General features: G+C 40.3%; 9 protein-coding genes. 1 reads left to right on the forward strand and 8 read right to left on the reverse strand.

The features are described 5' to 3' along the window. Positions 1-2: 2 nt before the first annotated feature. Positions 3-2,954 carry an ATP-binding protein gene (locus tag EMK97_RS18620; RefSeq protein WP_130604259.1) on the reverse strand — a complete coding sequence of 984 codons (2,952 nt, stop codon included), beginning with the start codon at positions 2,952-2,954 and terminating at the stop codon, positions 3-5. Between the two features lie 1,039 nt (positions 2,955-3,993). Here EMK97_RS18620 and EMK97_RS18625 point away from each other — a divergent pair. Continuing rightward, positions 3,994-4,266, forward strand: coding sequence for a hypothetical protein (locus EMK97_RS18625; RefSeq protein WP_130604260.1), 273 nt, complete (start codon positions 3,994-3,996; stop codon positions 4,264-4,266). A 92-nt stretch (positions 4,267-4,358) separates the two neighbouring features. Here EMK97_RS18625 and EMK97_RS18630 read toward each other — a convergent pair whose 3' ends face one another. From EMK97_RS18630 to EMK97_RS18660, 7 genes are all read right to left on the reverse strand, one after another. Further along, entirely contained in the window at positions 4,359-10,589 is a 6,231-nt protein-coding gene (locus EMK97_RS18630) for a collagenase (protein ID WP_170176811.1), read from the reverse strand. A gap of 959 nt (positions 10,590-11,548) precedes the next feature. Beyond that, a complete protein-coding gene (locus EMK97_RS18635; protein ID WP_130604262.1) occupies positions 11,549-11,980 on the reverse strand; it encodes a hypothetical protein in 432 nt (143 codons plus the stop codon). Positions 11,981-12,243: 263 nt separating this feature from the next. Then, positions 12,244-13,089 (reverse strand): tryptophan synthase subunit alpha, encoded by an 846-nt coding sequence (trpA, locus tag EMK97_RS18640; RefSeq protein WP_130604263.1) that lies wholly within the window; start codon positions 13,087-13,089, stop codon positions 12,244-12,246. Continuing rightward, entirely contained in the window at positions 13,089-14,294 is a 1,206-nt protein-coding gene (gene trpB / locus EMK97_RS18645) for a tryptophan synthase subunit beta (RefSeq protein WP_130604264.1), read from the reverse strand. Before trpB ends, trpA begins: the two co-directional genes overlap by 1 nt. A 1-nt stretch (position 14,295) precedes the next feature. Next, positions 14,296-15,711: a bifunctional indole-3-glycerol-phosphate synthase TrpC/phosphoribosylanthranilate isomerase TrpF gene (trpCF, locus tag EMK97_RS18650; RefSeq protein WP_130604265.1), complete on the reverse strand. Its 1,416-nt coding sequence runs from the start codon at positions 15,709-15,711 to the stop codon at positions 14,296-14,298. After that, positions 15,711-16,736: an anthranilate phosphoribosyltransferase gene (trpD, locus tag EMK97_RS18655; protein WP_130604266.1), complete on the reverse strand. Its 1,026-nt coding sequence runs from the start codon at positions 16,734-16,736 to the stop codon at positions 15,711-15,713. Before trpD ends, trpCF begins: the two co-directional genes overlap by 1 nt. Beyond that, on the reverse strand, positions 16,729-17,355 hold the full coding sequence (locus tag EMK97_RS18660; RefSeq protein WP_130604267.1) for an aminodeoxychorismate/anthranilate synthase component II: 627 nt from the start codon (positions 17,353-17,355) through the stop codon (positions 16,729-16,731). Before EMK97_RS18660 ends, trpD begins: the two co-directional genes overlap by 8 nt.

The following is a 17,355-nucleotide window of genomic DNA, read 5'->3' on the forward strand; positions in this document are numbered from 1 at the left end:
TATTATTGCTCCTCTTGCTTTAATATTTGTTGTTGATATTGCTTAGGTGTGCAATCGAAGCTCTCTTTGAAGCAGCGACCAAAGTATGTTTGTGAAGAAAAGCCAACATCAAGGGCAATGCGGCCAATTTGAGCGCCACTTCGTAATAACTCTTGTGCTTTGCGAAGCCTGAACTCTTTAATAAAGTTATTTGGACTGATACCTAAAATAACCTTGAGTTTTCGTTGCAGCTGTCTTTCGCTCATTGCCATTTCACTTGCTATGTGATGTATGCCTAAATCTTGCTCGGTGTAAAGTTTAGCTAAAACGTTTTCCAGTTTAGTTAAAAACTTTTCATTCATTGTGTCACTTTCTACTGCGGTTTGTTTGGCAACATTTTGGTGACATATATCTTTTCTTTCTTGCTGCTGCTTTTTCTCGAGCTTGTGCAATAAACTTTGTTGAAGACTCTTTCTGTTCTCCATCAAGTTATCAATACGCGCTAGCAACTCCTGATGATTAAAGGGTTTACTGAGGTAATCATCTGCATGTAAGTTTAATCCCTGTAATCGGCTATCAAGATCTGAGCGTGCGGTGAGTAATATGACAGGAATATGCTCGGTTAACTCTTCTTGCTTGAGGGCTTTTAGCACTGAAAAGCCATCAATACCGGTAAGCATAATGTCACAAACAATCAAATCGGGTAGGTACTCTCGAGCTAAATCAATACCGAGCTCGCCACTATCTGCTAATAGGCAGTGATGTTTCTTCTCAATAACTTGCTTTATATGATTTTGCATATCGGAATTATCCTCGATGACAAGAACAACGTGTCCTGAATGAGGCTTGTGAGTGCTTGCTTGACTTTGCTGCTCAAGCAAAAGTGATGACACTTCATTTTCTGAAATACTAATGGGCACACTTGCTTCACTTTTTGCAGGTTGTGCCATAGGTATTGCTAAGGTAAATTTACTGCCTTGATTATATTCACTGACCACACTGATGCGCCATTGATGAGCATTGACGAGTTCGTTCACTAAAGATAAGCCTATACCGACGCCAAAGATGGCATGATTTTTTTCGTCTGTCGCTCGCTGGAAACGCTCAAAAATTTTATCTTGCGATTCTTTGTTAATGCCTATGCCGGTATCAATAATATCTAAGTAAATGGTATCTTGTTCGCAATAGGCGTTTACTTCAACTTCGCCGCCGGCAGGAGTATATTTGATGGCATTGGCTAATAAGTTAAAAATAATTTTCTCAAAGGCTTGAGCATCACATTCAAGCCATAGTCCTTGTGCAATACTAAGCTTAAATGTCAATTGACTCTGCTGAGCAAGACGTTTAAATGAATCTGATGGCATTGCCATTAAGGTATCTAATTTATAGGTGGCAAGCGTTAAATTAGGTTTATTACTGAGCTTTGATAACTCTAATAATTGCTCAACCATGCGCACTAAACGTAAGCCATTACGTTTGGCGGTTGTTAATTCTAGGTTTTCATTGGCAGATTTAGCATCGAGTATATACTTATCTAATACGCCATTAATAATGGTGAGTGGCGTTCTAAATTCATGTGAAATATTAGCGATAAATTTATCTTTTAACTCTAATGTTTGCTTTTCGGCTAACTTTCTTGCAGTTAAGTTAATGAATGTGATGACGATTAATGGTTGCTCTTGCCTTTCTGCCCATTGTAATTCGGCTTGCACGGGAAACTCGCTGTTATCACTTCGCTTAGCAGTACATTCTATTGATATGCCGGACTCTTTTCGTTGTAAGGCGTATACATTGCTTTTAAAATTAAAAAAGTAATGCATTTTATCTTCTGTTGAAAATAGCTTAGATACATTGGTATTGATAATTTCATGTTCTAGGCATTGAAATGCCTTACTAGCAGCTGGGTTGGCTGAAAGTATCATGCCTTGGGTTGTCGTTGTTAAAATGGCATTATTTGACGCACTAACAATGGCTTTATCTTCACTGTAAAGAAGTGATTTGGTTAGTTCTTCATTTAAAGATAAAAGTGATGATTTTTGCTCACTCAGCGCCTTAGACTCATTTAAAACATGAGCTAGCGTATTCTGTTTTTTATGTACAAGGATAGCGATAAATATCATTGTTATAAAAAACCAGCCAATGACCAGTAAAGACTGATTGTAGCTTGTTGATATATAAGCTAATGAGTACTCCTTGCCAACTAGGTGCAATATGATGATGAATAGCGATAGGCCAAATAGATATAATTCAGTGCTTGCTTTTGATGCAGGTTCAATGGGTAGGTGAACTCGCTTAATGGCGATAGCGCTTATTAGGATCAGTGATAAATAGGGCAGGGTTTGTAAGACTTGTTGGCTATATTTAAAGCTTGGTGTATTGGCGTTATATGAAAAATAGCTACATATACTTTCCATTATCAGTGCTGCGCAGCCCAGTGCAAGGATTGTATAGGTTTTTTTCCAGTACAGGTTTTGGCATTTTATGACGTTTAACAGCACACGTAAAAAAATGACTGAAGCCATGCTTGAGTGGAACAGCAGTGATGGTAAAAGTGATTGATAATTGGGTTTATCAAACTCATAGGGCAACAATATTAAGTAACAGAAGCACAATAGCGCAAAGAAAATACTTGGAGCCCTTGTGTCTACGTTCTTCCTTGTTATATCGACAGGTGAGTGCGGATTGGACTCAATTGCCAGAATGATGAAAAAGTAGCTAAATAAATAAGTAAAGTCTGCTATGAGGGATGAATAAGTTAAATGGGTATTCAATAAAATACTTTTAGGCAGTGTTGATGTTAATACTGCCAATAACAGAAATTGCCAAAACGAGGTTAATTGTTTTGTTTTGGCTTGATACGCTGCTAATGCGGTATAAGTGATACTTAGCAGTTGCACCGCAGTAATTAGCACAGCCGTTAAACTATCAAGACTACTTAAGGAAATAAATGGTAGATACTGATAGGGCGTTAGCATTATTATTGCTACTAATATTGGAACTCTTTCTTTTAAAGGCAAATTCAAGCTGATTTCCTGTTTGTAATCTGTTTAAGCCTTCCTTGCTGCTTATAAGTTCAATTTATTGTTAATTATAAACAAAACTTTAACACTCTTGTCACGCTTTCAGCTAGCTTTGCTAAAAAATGTTAATAGGTTGTTTTCCAAATCCCCTTAATCTTTGTAAGACATGTCGCACAAAGTCGTGAGATATATTGGCACTTGTTGCTAACTTTTTACACCTTAATTTATTTAAGTTGTTGTAAAGTAACAAATAAATTGTTTTGATTTATTGTTACAACAAGATTACAAATAATTAATTGCGAATAACTGCCTACAAATGAATTTTGTAGGGTGTAATATTAATCATGTCAGGAAGACATAGAGCAGGGGGCTTTTAGGATATTAAGGACGATATGCTTAAGGATAAGCAGGCTAGGATAGCAAGTGATTTAAGGATGTAAATCATTTTTTGGACTTATCACGGAAGAGCTGCACAAGGATGTTATAAGGAAATAAGGACAACACAAGGCAGGATGCTTTGTTTCGGGAGCTTTAAGGATAAAGCATAGTGGCAGGATGTCACTAACGGATGACATAAACAGGGATGTGAGTTGGTTAGGATGATCAACGTCAGGAAGACTGTAGTAAATGGATAGACAATGAGAGGACTCATTAGGATAGACTAAGGATAGTAATTCAAGGAAGAAACGAGAACACTAAATATGAGTGCAGGACGCACGAAATAAGCTAGTATGAAATGCGGCTCTTAGAGCCGCATTTTTGTTTTTATTCCTGCCTCTTTTCAGACTACTACAGCTGTTGCCACAATTTAATCTGAGTTGGTAATGCTATATCTTTTAACTATAACCTGGTTAAAATAGTGACATTCTTTATGCGCTAACTCTATTTTACGGTTCAAATTTTCATGTACCTCTTTTTACAAAAGCTCGCTAACTGGTTATTTCCTTTAAGAAAGCTATGCTTTGCAATCTTGATATTTTTGCTTGGTTTTCTTATGTATCAGTTTCTTTTTATCGATGCCAAGGAGAGCGCCAGTGATAGCGTGTTAAAGCTCAGTTTTATGGCCTTTATTTGGTTATTACTTTTGTATAGCTTAATCAATACCTTTGCTGGCGAGGTTGTTGAAGTGCAGACTGCTCAGTCTTTGCTTGCTAAATTCAAGTTAAAAATGAAACAACTTGCCATGTGGTTACTCTCGGTTTTATTTATTTTATTAACTTTAGCTATTTTGATGATATCAAGTCGAATGTTGAATGTGTTGTCATAGTCAACTTATTTCAGGATGGGACACAGGACGGGACACTAGGTAAAAAAAAGCCCTAACGTATTGTTAGGGCTTTTGTCGTTTTAAACTGCTATTTACTGCTCAGTAATACGTAACTCTACGCCACCAAACTCACCATCTAAGGTGATATAGTGCCAGTATACATCAGGCTTAAGTTCAACAACTAAGCTATCCCAGTTGCCGTCACCATTTGCATAACCGTCATTATCTTGAGCTGTTGGCCAGCCATCAGCTTTAAACATAATGTCTGCATTACCCCAACCGCCAGTGGTTCTTAACTCAAAACGTGTAGAAAGACCGCCTTCATTACGAATAAAGAAAGAAGCACGTCCACCTGAAGAATTAATACACTCAACAATTTGGTTGGTTGTCACAGTGTTGTTATCTGCATCATAAGCATTAGCTGGAACTTGAACTTCACATGGAGAGAAGTCAGTACTAATCGTTACTGGCTCACCTGCCCAGTTACCTGCAGTACCTGATGCCGCTGAGTCTTCATCATTCGGACCCAGTTCAACAATGTTGCTTTCACCTAAAGTAATACCGTTTACTAACCAGTCGTTAAACTCACTGTCGTATGAAGTGCCAATGTTATCCATATACGTTTGGTACTCTGGGTATTGACCAGTACGAGTTAAGTTTAATATTTGATTAACATCATTTCTGTGTTTTTCAAACATAAAGCGTACAGCTAAATAACCCCAACGATAAATACGTGTTTGACCTGAATTGTAGTCATTCTTGAAGATTTCAGATAAAGCTACTTCCTGAGATTGACCAGTAGAGATTGCATAATCATTACCGTCACCTTGAGAAATGTACTCACCTAGACCTTCAGACCACCAAACAGTGTTTACTGTCATACCTAATTGGAAGTCACCGTATAAATCGAAACGACCATCTAAGTAGTGAACGTATTCGTGTTGTAAGTTCCAAACGTGGAATTCAGGTTTGATCCACTCTGCTTCATAAGCAATAAAGCGTGCTTGGTTCTTCTCATTAATTGGTGCACCTTCTAAGTACATACCACCATTGTTGGTATTGATACCGAAGAATTGACCTGCATAGGTTTGGTAATCATCAGAGGAGTCGAAAATAACTAATTCTAAAGATTGGTTATTATCGTCAGCTACTGGTTGATAACCTGTACCTAAGATTGAATGGAAGTTAGTTTCTTGATCGCCTAACACATCACAAATCCAAGCGGCTTGATCGTTATACATGTGCTGTGCACGGATTTTTAACGTATCAGAACACTTGTAGTTAAAGGCTAATGTTTCAGCTTCTAAGGTATAGGCAAAACCACAGATCTCGTAGTAACCACAATCTGCGCGATCGTAGTAATCTGACATGCTAGCAGCTTTGATCCATAAACCACGAGTATTATCGTCTTTGCTGGTGCTATCAAGTACCGCTTTAACTAATACCTTAACACGAGAAAACATTGAATCTATATGGTATAAACGCGCCATTTCATTAACAGCATTGAGTAATACATATTCAGCATCAGTACCAATCATGTCGCGATTAGTATTTTGGAAGTCATATAGAACGTCTAAAATACTGTCATCAGCTGTAAATAATGCTCTCATATCCTCATCCCATTGTGCGCGGAATAGGGTTGTGAAAACAGAATTAGCTGCGGCATTCATGTTAAAGCTTGCCTTCCAATCAGCATTGTAATCGGTAAGTACTTTAATAGTGATATCGTTAAAATCAGCACCTAAACCTGCTGAATCAACAGTGATTAATGCTTCTTTTAAAACGCTACCATTTGCTTCGCTAGTAATCCAAGCACTGCTGTTATTAAAGAAAGTGCGTAGTGCTGTTTTAATGGTAGATTTCACCGCATCTGTGTACTCAGGTACATCATCTGGGTGTGAGAATGATACATAGTATGAACCACGTAAGAAGTAGAATAATGACTCAAGGCCTGTCGTATCTTCACCTGCGTACGATGGGGCACGTGAGTTGATTGCATTAGCAATCGCTAACATATTCGCTTCAGAATAGATTTGTGTCGCATCTGGGCCGCTAATGTTATAGATAGGGCTAACACGTTGCGGGTGTGAAATCGCGATACGCTCTACTAGTTCATCACCATTTAAACCTAAGAAGCGAGTAGCATCTGTTGGGAAACCATCATCTGGAATATCTGAGCCACCACCTGTAGATGGGAACTTAGATGCATCAGACGCGACTAAGAAGCTCACTTCATTTGCGGTATCATTTGCAGCATAAAGTGCTACATATAACCAACCTTTATTAGCAACAAAAGTAACAGATTCACTGCTGCCCATATCGCTTGATACATGCTCGTAGTTGCTATCGTTAGCCCAAGTTTCTTGGTTCGTGTAGATCTTAATATCACCTGTACCACCTGCAGTTGACATAGTAATTTCTATATTATCAGCAGGAACGTAAATGTAGTAAGAAGATGAACCTGAGATGCTAACACACTCAACTTGGTTAAAGGTTAACTCTTGTTCAGCAATAGTGTCTGCACCACACATACCTGGGTTAGTTGGTAGGGTAGGAATTCCTGAACCATCGCCAGAGCCGTCACCAGAACCATCGCCAGAGCCGTCACCTGAACCATCGCCAGAGCCGTCACCAGAACCATCGCCAGAGCCGTCACCTGAACCGTCGCCAGAGCCGTCACCTGAACCGTCACCAGAGCCGTCGCCAGAGCCGTCACCAGAGCCGTCACCTGAACCGTCGCCAGAGCCGTCACCTGAACCGTCACCAGAGCCGTCGCCAGAGCCGTCACCAGAGTCGTCACCGTTGAATGAGTTATCATCAATGGTGTAAGTGTTTACCGCTTCAGTTAATACCGCTACGCCTAAACAGTTATTGCTGCTATCTGCCACCATTAAGCGGTCACCTTGAGCCCAGTAGTCTGCACTGTAGGTATCACCATTATATAGTGTTTGGTAGTTGTTATCTAAGTTTGGCTCACCCGTTGAAGAACTTACCCAATAAAGATTAACCGGTGTGTTGGTTGTGTTAGTAATGCTGATTTCAGCTGCATCTGCAGTTCTATCATAAGCATTAGTTAGGTTACACATACCAAATTCACCTGCAGCAGGGATAATTTCAACCGTTACGGCATCAGCTACCATATCTGCATCAATATCATAGGTATTTGTTGTTTCTGTTAATACAGCAACACCTAAACAGTTTTTGTAGTTATCAGTTACGGCGATACGTTGGCCATTAGCGTGGCTAGTAGAGTTATAGCTTTCACCTAAATCAAGTACTTGAAGTGGAGAAGAGTAGTCAACTTTACCCGAAACGCCGTCTACTAAGTAAAGTGTTACAGGCGTATCAGTTGTATTTGTGATTGATACAGCTGCTAAAGCGCTGCTATCACTGACGTATTGATAAACCAAGTCACAGCTACCAAAGGTATTCGCTTGGGGTAAAACTTGTGGTGGTGGCGGTGTTGCATCGGTATTTGCTGCAACCCAGTCAACAAAACCAGTACCGTCAGTTGCTGCTACTTCATTTAATGCTGCTTGATATAAAGAAACATCAGAAGAACGTAGTGCTTGAGAAAGCGTTGCAACTGTATCTGGGCGCTCTAATGCTAAGTATTGCATTGCATAGTAGCTCCACGGGTACAGATCATCTAGATAGTAATCAGTGAATAATACGTTGTATAGCGAAGGAATATTATCGCCTGCAACTGAGTCTAAACTGCGTTGATGGTTTTCACCATTTGCTAACCATTCAGCCATACCTTCAGCCCAAGACACTGTATTGTCATGGTATTGGAAAGCACCATATAGGTTATAACGACCATCTAAGTAGTGAACATACTCGTGCTCTAGGTTATATACGTCGCCTGCAGCTTCACATGAGTAACCTACCCAGCTTGAAGGACATTGCATTGCGTGGAAACGAGCAACATTACCTTCTACAGAAGGGTCGCCTTCAAGGTAAATACCACCATTGTCAGTGCTGTGACCGAAGAAGTCATAACCATACTGCTCGTAATCTTCAGGTGTAGCATAAACAACCACTTCAAGTTTAACATTGGTATCATCCGCTACAGGTTGGTTACCTGTGTTAAAGAAGTTGTGGAACTTATCGCCAACCGCTGCCATTTTTTGACAAGAGCTATCAAGTTGTGCTGCTGTCATCGCTTGAGCACGGATAGTCAAATCGTCAGAACATTGGTGTGTAATTGTTAAAATGTCATCCGCAGTTGCAGGAGCTAAACAGTAATCAGCTAAAGCATCATTTGCATCACATGTACGACCTACGGCTTCTAAGTAAGTTGTACCAATTTCACGTTTTGCTGTTTCTTCAGAAATATCAGCAGTAACCTTGTTGTAGATTTCAACAACTATGCTGTCGATACGCTCTTTTGTTGCTGCATCGGCAATGTTGGCAACATGACCTAAAGCAAGTAACTGATGAGCTAAAATCCACTTTCTGTCACTGTCTGCATCCCAACGTAAATCAAGTGCAGTTTCACCTAAGCCATAAGCGCGTAATGCTGAAATAACCGCTAGCATATTGTCATTATAAGCATCGTTTAATGCCGCATTAGCTTTCGCTTCAAACGCCATATCATAGATAGCTTTTAATAACTGATGAGTGCTGTAACCAAAGTTATCATTAGCATATGGGTTAGTTAACTCTGAATAATATTGAGTTAATGCAAGTAGGTGAGGGATGTGTTCATGGAATACATCACTTGCTGGTGCCATGGCCAAATTTAACATAGCCGTAGCGTAACCTTCTTGAATTAAACCGGCAGGTGCAACAGTAGAGTGGAAGTCTGACATTTTTGCAACAGCATGAAGCGCATTGCTTAAACGTGTTACTTCGTCTGCACTAAAGTCATCATAAGCGCCGTTAATTGCGTAGTTACGTAGGAAGTACACAAGTTGATCTAATGCTGTGCTGTTAATGTCATCTTGTGCCGCTAAGTAATGAATCGCATCAGCGACATCACCGATAGGATCTGGTGTGCTGCTGGCAATTGCTGCCCAATCTGACCAACCACTGGCAATAATATCATTTACAACATCAGCAAATTGTGACTCAGAGGTTAGTGTCGGTGCAGGAATAGTCACATCGACATTTTTATCAACAACAATATAGTCGTCGTTTCCGCCGCCGTTATCACCGCCGCCGTTATCACCGCCGCCGTTATCACCACCGCCATTATCGCCGCCGCCGTTGTCAGTATCGTCGCTTACTTTAAAGCTAACTTGGTCATTAAGACCAAATACACTAATGTATAGACGACCTGCATTAGCGGTTAGGCTAAGGCTTTCATCGGTACCTTGGTTAACTGAAGATGCGATATAGTCGCTGCGCGAAGCCCAGTTACCCGTATTAACGTATAAATCTGCTTCACCTGTACCACCTGTTGTGGTGATAGTTAATGGTGTATTGTCAGACTCAACATCTAAATAGTAATACTGACCATTACCAGAAATACATTCTTGTTGATTTAACGTTAAGGCATAACCAGAAAGCGTTTTAGCACCACATAATACTGGCGTATCGCCACCATTATCGCCGCCACCGTTATCACCACCACCGTTTGAGTCATCCTGTAGGCTTAATGTTACGCCCTGATGAGCGCCCATTAGTGATATATAGAATTGACCTTTGTTAGCTGTAACAGTTAAAGACTCTTCTGTACCACTATTTACCGATGAAGCCGTATAGCTTGAACGAGTTGCCCAAGAGCTGTTATTAACATAAATATCAGCTTCACCTGTACCACCTGTTGTTGTGATGGTTAGTGGCGTGTTGTCTTGCTCAACGTAAGTACTAAAATACAGACCATTACCTGAAGTACAGCGAACATCGCCAATAGTAAGGGTAGCATTTGAATTACTTGGGTTAGCACAAAGCGTAGCGTCACCGTTACCTGAGTCAGGCTCACGAACATTTAAAGTAACCTGTTCGTGTATACCAAAGATACTGATATATAAACGGCCAGCATTTGCTGTAACCGATAAGCTTTCATCCGTTCCGTTATTGCTTGAACGCTGTGTGTAGCTTGAGCTAGTTGCCCAAGAAGACGTGTTTACATAGATGTCAGCTTGACCTGTTCCACCTGATGTAGTGATTTCTAACGCAGTATTATCTTGCTCAACATCTACGTAGAAGTATAAGCCATTACCTGAAGTACATTCAGTTTGGCCAATGGTCAGCTCACCACTTGAAATGGTTGAGCTGCCACATAGGGCAGAGTCGCTTGCGCTGGCATGCGTTGATGCAAAAGCACCGCACATGGTTGCTGCAGCAAGTAACTTTTTCGCGACAGAGTGTGTCATAAAAGTTCCCATTATTTTATTGAGGAAGTTATGCGGACATTCCTCTTATTTATAGTTTTTATATGCTTTTTGAGTTTACTCTTTAGCTACAACATAGTTGTAGCAAGCTAGAAAAGCGCTAGCATTGCATTTGTTGGGCTGACTGCATCTTTATGTCAGCTAATGGCGCGGTTTAAAGTAGCTTGGGTTGGCATTTGTAACCTGAATGCACCATTCAAATTTGTCATTTTTATCATTTACATCTGCGCTACATTTCGAATTGTTATTTATCTAACAATGCAACCAAATGTGTATATATTGTATGCAATATATTATAAATGATACTAATTGTATACTGAAAAAACAGGGGTTCTTCCTAAATACAAAGGTGGATAAGAGGGCGGCTGCAGTAATTTTGAGAAAAAATCAATGTTAAATTGTTGTAAATTAATGGAAAAAATAACGTCAAAATGTGATAGAAAAAGATAAAAAAAACTAAATAAAAGTGTCATTAAGGTGTCATGTTGGCGGATTTTTGGCACTTTTAAATAGATTTTTCTTAGAGATTCTATTAATTCAAATGTTGAGCAAGCTTTGTAATAAGAAAGTGGTTAGTGTGCAGGATGATAAAGACTTAGTAAGCTACCAAGGTAGCATTTACATTCACAATTGTTTGAAAAGCAAGTCGCTAAAATGCGACTTGCGGATGGTTATACCAAGTTAATTAAGTATTTGATCATTTAGCGAGAATTAAAAGGCTTATAAGCAAGGCGCTAATTGCAAAGAATGGTTATTCCCTTGTTAAAATTAGCAACGCTGGGTATAAGCCTTTTAAACTCGCCCTTTGGGAGTTCAAGAATAACATGATAACTGCACAATATTTATTTGATGTAGAACGACTATATCTTCATAAATCTTGCTTGTTCTAATGCTATTCTTGTAACTCTAAGTGACTAAATATTTAATCAAATTGGTATTAATTAACCTTTGTTTGCTCCTGCTGGTGGCGGAGGCGTATTTCTATCATCGGTTTTAGCGGTATGTGAATGTTCATGGCCGTGACTATGCGCATTTACTTGAGGTGCTGTAGTACGTCTTACATTTGGTGATGGTGCAGGAGGTGGCGGTGGTGGCCTTAATCTTTCACCTGTTTCAGGGTTAATTTGTTTGCCATCTTTATCTGCATAACCGTGTGCAACGGGGAGACTTCTTCTGTCTACTGTATATGAATGATTGTCATGCTCTGCTTGTCTAGGCGCTGGCGCTTTTGTTATTGGTTGCTTTTGCTTTGTTACTGCACTGCTTTGCTGCGAGTCTTTAGTTACATCAGCACTTGAAGGTGTATAAGAAACGGCTAGGCCAATGCCAGCTATAACAATAATGCCAATCGCGGTTAATTCTAATTTTGTCATAATAATTATTATATATTGTATAAAATTACTACGAAGCTATCATGGTTCTGGCCTCTACTCAAGTTAGATAACACTATGTGGTTAGCAAACCTTAGCTGATCGCGGACTGTTTTTGCTCAATTAGAATCAGTTTAACTTTATAAGCATATGAAAAATCTGTTCAATTCATAGACTCTTGCTATAAGTGATTTGATAAATATTTTTAATATTTTTTGATAAAAAAAGGAGCCGTTGTTGGCTCCTTGTCAATTGTTGAAAAATGATCACTCGCTTAAGGTGGCTTGTTTCATTTTACTGACAAAGCGAGTTAATGCTAATAGCATTTGTTTAGGATCATCGAGGTGATCTTCTATGACTTTTACCACAGCAGAGCCGCTAATAGCGCCTGATGCTCCAGCGGCTAGGGCATCTTTCACTTGTTCAGGTGTTGAGATACCAAAGCCTACCACAGGGGCTGGTGCTTTAAAGTTATTGAGTGTGCTTATTAGTTTATCTGCAGCTGAAGTTGGCGTTAGTGCGCCGCTATCAACACCAGTAACACCGGCGCGGCTTAAGATATAAGTATAACCTTGGCCGTACTCAGCTACTTTTTGCAATGTTGTTTCACTTGCATTTGGTGGTGCAATAAAGATTGGCGCTATGCCATGTTTGATTGCTGCTGCTCTAAATGGTTCGCTTTCACGAATAGGTACATCGGCAATCAGTACAGAATCAACACCTGCTTCGGCCATATCGCAGTAGAAGTTATCTATACCACGAGCAAAGATTAAGTTACCGTATAGTAACAAGCCAATGGGAATTTGTGGTGCGTATTCACGTACTTGCTTTAAAATATCAATACAACTATCGGTATTAATACCTGAATTTAACGCACGCAGGCCAGCCATTTGAATGGTTACGCCATCAGCGCTAGGATCTGAAAAAGGAATACCTAGCTCTAATGCGTCAGCACCAGCGTCGATTAAGGTTTTAATAATCGCTAAAGATTGTTCAGCATTAGGGTCGCCAATGGTAACAAAAGGAATAAACGCTGCTTGATTTTTCTCTTTTAACTGAGCAAATGAAGCCTGGTAGCGAGCACCGACAGTGTTATTGTCTGCGATAGTCATTATGCTTCTCCTTGAGCTGAAAGTACGGTGTGAACATGCGCTAAATCTTTATCGCCACGACCAGATAAGTTAACTAAATAGATGGTTTCTTCGGTTGCTGATTCTGCCATTTTAAGTGCTTGCGCAAGTGCATGTGATGACTCTAGTGCAGGGATAATACCTTCATTTTTAGCAAGCGCTTGGAATGCCGCAAGTGCTTCATCATCATTAATCGGCACATATTCAGCGCGCCCCGTTTCTTTTAACTGCGCATGCTGAGGACCTACCGCTGGGTAGTCAAGGCCGGCAGAAATAGAGTACGACTCTTGAATTTGACCGTAATCATCTTGCATTATGTAGGTGTAGTTACCATGGAGCATGCCTTTTGTGCCTGCCGCTAAGGTTGCGCCGTGTTTGTCAGTATCAATACCTTTACCACCGGCTTCAACACCCACAAGTTTTACGCCATCTTCTTTAATGAAGTCTTGGAACATACCAATCGCGTTAGAGCCTCCACCCACAGCGGCGATAACATAATCAGGTAAACGTCCTTCTTCTGCTAGAAATTGTGCTTTCGCTTCAATTCCTATCATTTTTTGAAACTCGCGCACTATGGTCGGGAAAGGGTGAGGGCCAGCAGCCGTCCCGAGCAAATAGTGTGCATCGTCATAGTTTGCCGACCAGTCACGTAATGCTTCATTTACTGCATCTTTTAATGTACCCGAGCCCGCAGTAACTGGAATGACTTCAGCACCCATTAATTTCATACGAAATACGTTAGGTTGTTGGCGTTCACAATCAACCGCGCCCATATAGACGCGACACTTTAAGCCAAGTAAAGAACAGGCTATTGCCGTAGCAACGCCATGTTGACCAGCGCCTGTTTCTGCGATGATTTCTGTTTTACCCATGCGTTTAGCCAATAATGCTTGTCCTAACACTTGGTTAGTTTTATGAGCACCACCGTGAAGTAAATCTTCACGCTTTAGGTAAATTTTAGCTAGAGGGTTTTTCACTAAGTTACGACAACGGGTAAGTGGTGTCGGTCTACCGGCATATTTTTCTAGTAAGCTATTGAACTCGTTTAAAAACGCTTCATCACTTTGTGAATCAATAAAGGCTTGTTCGAGCTGCTCAAGTGCAGGTACTAGTAGCTCACCAACAAACATGCCGCCAAACTCGCCAAAATAAGCAGGTAGGGTGCTTTTTTCTGTAATATCTGTCATGTTAATAATTCCTAATTTGAGCGAAAACACTCGCTAGTTTGTCGCTCGATTTCTGACCTGGGCTTGTTTCAACGCCTGAATTCAGGTCTAAGCCAAATAAATCTAAATCGGTTAATTGCCTTAATGCATCATTAAGGTTGTCATTGTTTAATCCGCCTGCTAATAAGCTGGCAGATAAATCTTGCTCACTTTTGCTTAATAGTTGCCAATCGAATGCTTGACCACTACCAGGAGACTTACCGTCGAGTACATGATGAGCGACTTGTTTACTTAGCTCAGGTACTTCTGTGATAACGGCATTTGCTTGCCAAATTTGACAACGTACGCAGCCATGACTGTCTAGTTGCTCTCTTAGCGCATTAATGTATTGTTCGTCTTCACTGCCATGTAGTTGAACGGCAACAAGATTAAGCGCCTTTACTAACTTGACTATTTCTTGGCGCTGGTGATTAACAAACACACCAACATATTCAAGTTTTGTATCTGTTGTGACAATCTCTAGGGCTTGTTCTAAGCTGACGCAACGCGGAGATTTTTCAGCAAAGATTAATCCGCCATATCTGGCACCGGCTTTGGCACTCATTTGTGCATATTCAGGAGCTGTAAGCCCGCAAACTTTGTTATTACCAAAGATTAACTTTCGACAGGCAAGATCAATATCATTATGTGGATTGTTATCCATAGCCATTAACGAACTACCCACTAAAAAACCATCAACAGCAGGTGCTAATTCTCTGACTTGCGCATTAGTGTAAATGCCTGATTCTGAGATAATTATTCTGTCGTCTGGAATGCTTGGAGCAAAGTCAAATGTACGAGAAATATCCGTACTAAGATCACGTAGATTGCGATTATTTATTCCAATCATTTTTGCGCCTAAATCGATAGCGCGTTGTTTTTCTTCTTCATTTGATATTTCGGTTAATACCGCTAAGTTGTATTGCTCAGCAACGCTAGCTAATTCCTTGTACTCATCATCACTTAATACACTGAGCATTAATAAAATTGCGTCAGCGCCATAATAACGGGCTAAATACACTTGGTAACTATCAATAAAAAAGTCTTTATTAAGTACCGGACTTTGCACAGTTTGACATACGGTTTGCAAATAATCGTAAGTGCCTTGAAAGTACTTTTCATCGGTTAATACTGAAATGGCCGCAGCATATTTATCATAAGTTTGACATATGGTTTTTACATCAAAGTCAGGTCTGATCAAACCTTTTGAAGGTGATGCTTTTTTACACTCTAATATAAAACCTGCATAAGGTTTGTCTGCACTTCGAGTCAGTGCGGCATACATGTCTTTGCTTGTCGGCTTTAAGGTATCAATAAAGTCTGCTAATGGCTTAGCCTTTTTTAAATTGGCCACTTCAATGCGCTTATCAGCAACAATTTTTTCTAAAATATTCGCCATTATTTACTCTCTTTTTCATTTGATAGACTAACAAGGTTATTCAAGGTTTGCATACCTTGCCCTGATGCCAGTACTTCGCTGGCAAGTTGTGCCGCTTCTTTTAAGGTTGCTGCTTTGCCATGTAAATAAAGTAGGGCAGCACAGTTGATAACAACGGCTGAATTATGCGCAGGTTTGCCATTGCCTGACAGGATTGCTTTGATCACGTCAGCATTTTCTTGTGGCGTACCGCCTTTGATGTCTTCAAGTGAATAATTAGCTAAGCCAAAATCTGCTGGTGAAATGGTTCGCTCAATTAATTGGCCATTATTTATTTCAATTAATTGAGTATCGCCATGTAAGGCAATTTCATCAAGGCCACTACCATGAACAACAAAGGCTCGCTCAACGCCGGTAAGTAATAAGGCTTGCGCGATTGTTTCGAGTAATTCAGGTGTATAAACGCCAAGTAACATTACTTTAGGTGCTGCAGGGTTTACTAATGGTCCTAGAATATTAAATAGCGTGCGAATGCCCATGGCTTTTCTTACTGGCCCTGCGTATTTAAAACCTGTGTGGTAGGCTGGGGCATATAAAAAGCAAAGGTTAGCTTTATCTAAGCAGTTACTGGCTGTTTCAGGCGACATATTCAGGTTTACACCAAATGCTTCAAGTAAATCTGCTGAGCCTGACATGCTCGATACACTACGGTTACCATGCTTAGCCATTTTTAAGCCACAACTTGCTGCTAAAATAGCTGCTGTTGTGGAAATATTAATGGTGTTTGCGCCATCGCCACCGGTACCAACGCAATCAGAAACGGCTTGTGCTTGCTCAGGAAAGCTTGTTGCCGCTTGTCTTATCGCAAGGGCAGCACCGGCGATTTCTGCTGACGTTTCGCCTTTGATTTTTAATGCTGTTAGTACACTTGCCAGCAATGCCGGATCAACCTTACCTTCTAATACCGCCTGAAAAAAGTGCTGACTTTGTGCTTGGCTTAAGTTATTACCGGCGACTAATTCAGTTAAAACATTATTATTACTCATAAGAAACTCCTGTAAGTTGAGCTGATTGAGCAAGCAAATGGTCAATGCTTTGCGCAAGCAGGGTAGAGCCGAACGTAGTTAAAATGGATTCAGGGTGAAATTGAAATGCCAGAACCGCATCTTCAGCCTGACTAATCGCCATTGGCATATGGTTATATTCTGCAATAACGTCAAGTGACTCAGGGATATTGCTTCCCACGAGTGAATGATATCTGGCAACAGGTAAAGGATTTTGAATATTAGCAAATGCACCTGTTGCAGAGTGCGTTATTGCAGAAGCTTTACCATGAACGATTTCATCAGCACGGCCAACTTTACCGCCGTAGTGTTCAATCAGCGCTTGATGGCCTAAGCAAATACCTAGCATAGGGATTCGACCGGCACATTTTTCAATCAAAGCCATTAAACAGCCAGCATTTTGAGGCTCGCCAGGTCCAGGCGATAGCACCAATAATACGTCTTCACCTGTTTTGTTATGATGCTCGAGCATCTTTTCAAAAATAAAGTCTGCTGCCAGTGTATTGCGATACACCGTTGGCTCAAAGCCTAAACATTGAAACTCGTCTACTAGGTTATAAGTAAAAGAGTCTAAATTATCTAACATAAATAACTTGGTCAT

The organism is Litorilituus sediminis (assembly GCF_004295665.1).
Lineage (GTDB): Bacteria > Pseudomonadota > Gammaproteobacteria > Enterobacterales > Alteromonadaceae > Colwellia > Colwellia sediminis.

What these genes read in the sequence shown, in the direction of transcription:
- EMK97_RS18620 (WP_130604259.1), bottom strand. Translation starts at nt 2,954, where the DNA reads ATGCTAACGCCCTATCAGTATCTACCATTTATTTCCTTAAGTAGTCTT.
- EMK97_RS18625 (WP_130604260.1), top strand. Translation starts at nt 3,994, where the DNA reads ATGTATCAGTTTCTTTTTATCGATGCCAAGGAGAGCGCCAGTGATAGC.
- EMK97_RS18630 (WP_170176811.1), bottom strand. Translation starts at nt 10,589, where the DNA reads ATGACACACTCTGTCGCGAAAAAGTTACTTGCTGCAGCAACCATGTGC.
- EMK97_RS18635 (WP_130604262.1), bottom strand. Translation starts at nt 11,980, where the DNA reads ATGACAAAATTAGAATTAACCGCGATTGGCATTATTGTTATAGCTGGC.
- trpA (WP_130604263.1), bottom strand. Translation starts at nt 13,089, where the DNA reads ATGACTATCGCAGACAATAACACTGTCGGTGCTCGCTACCAGGCTTCA.
- trpB (WP_130604264.1), bottom strand. Translation starts at nt 14,294, where the DNA reads ATGACAGATATTACAGAAAAAAGCACCCTACCTGCTTATTTTGGCGAG.
- trpCF (WP_130604265.1), bottom strand. Translation starts at nt 15,711, where the DNA reads ATGGCGAATATTTTAGAAAAAATTGTTGCTGATAAGCGCATTGAAGTG.
- trpD (WP_130604266.1), bottom strand. Translation starts at nt 16,736, where the DNA reads ATGAGTAATAATAATGTTTTAACTGAATTAGTCGCCGGTAATAACTTA.
- EMK97_RS18660 (WP_130604267.1), bottom strand. Translation starts at nt 17,355, where the DNA reads ATGACCAAGTTATTTATGTTAGATAATTTAGACTCTTTTACTTATAAC.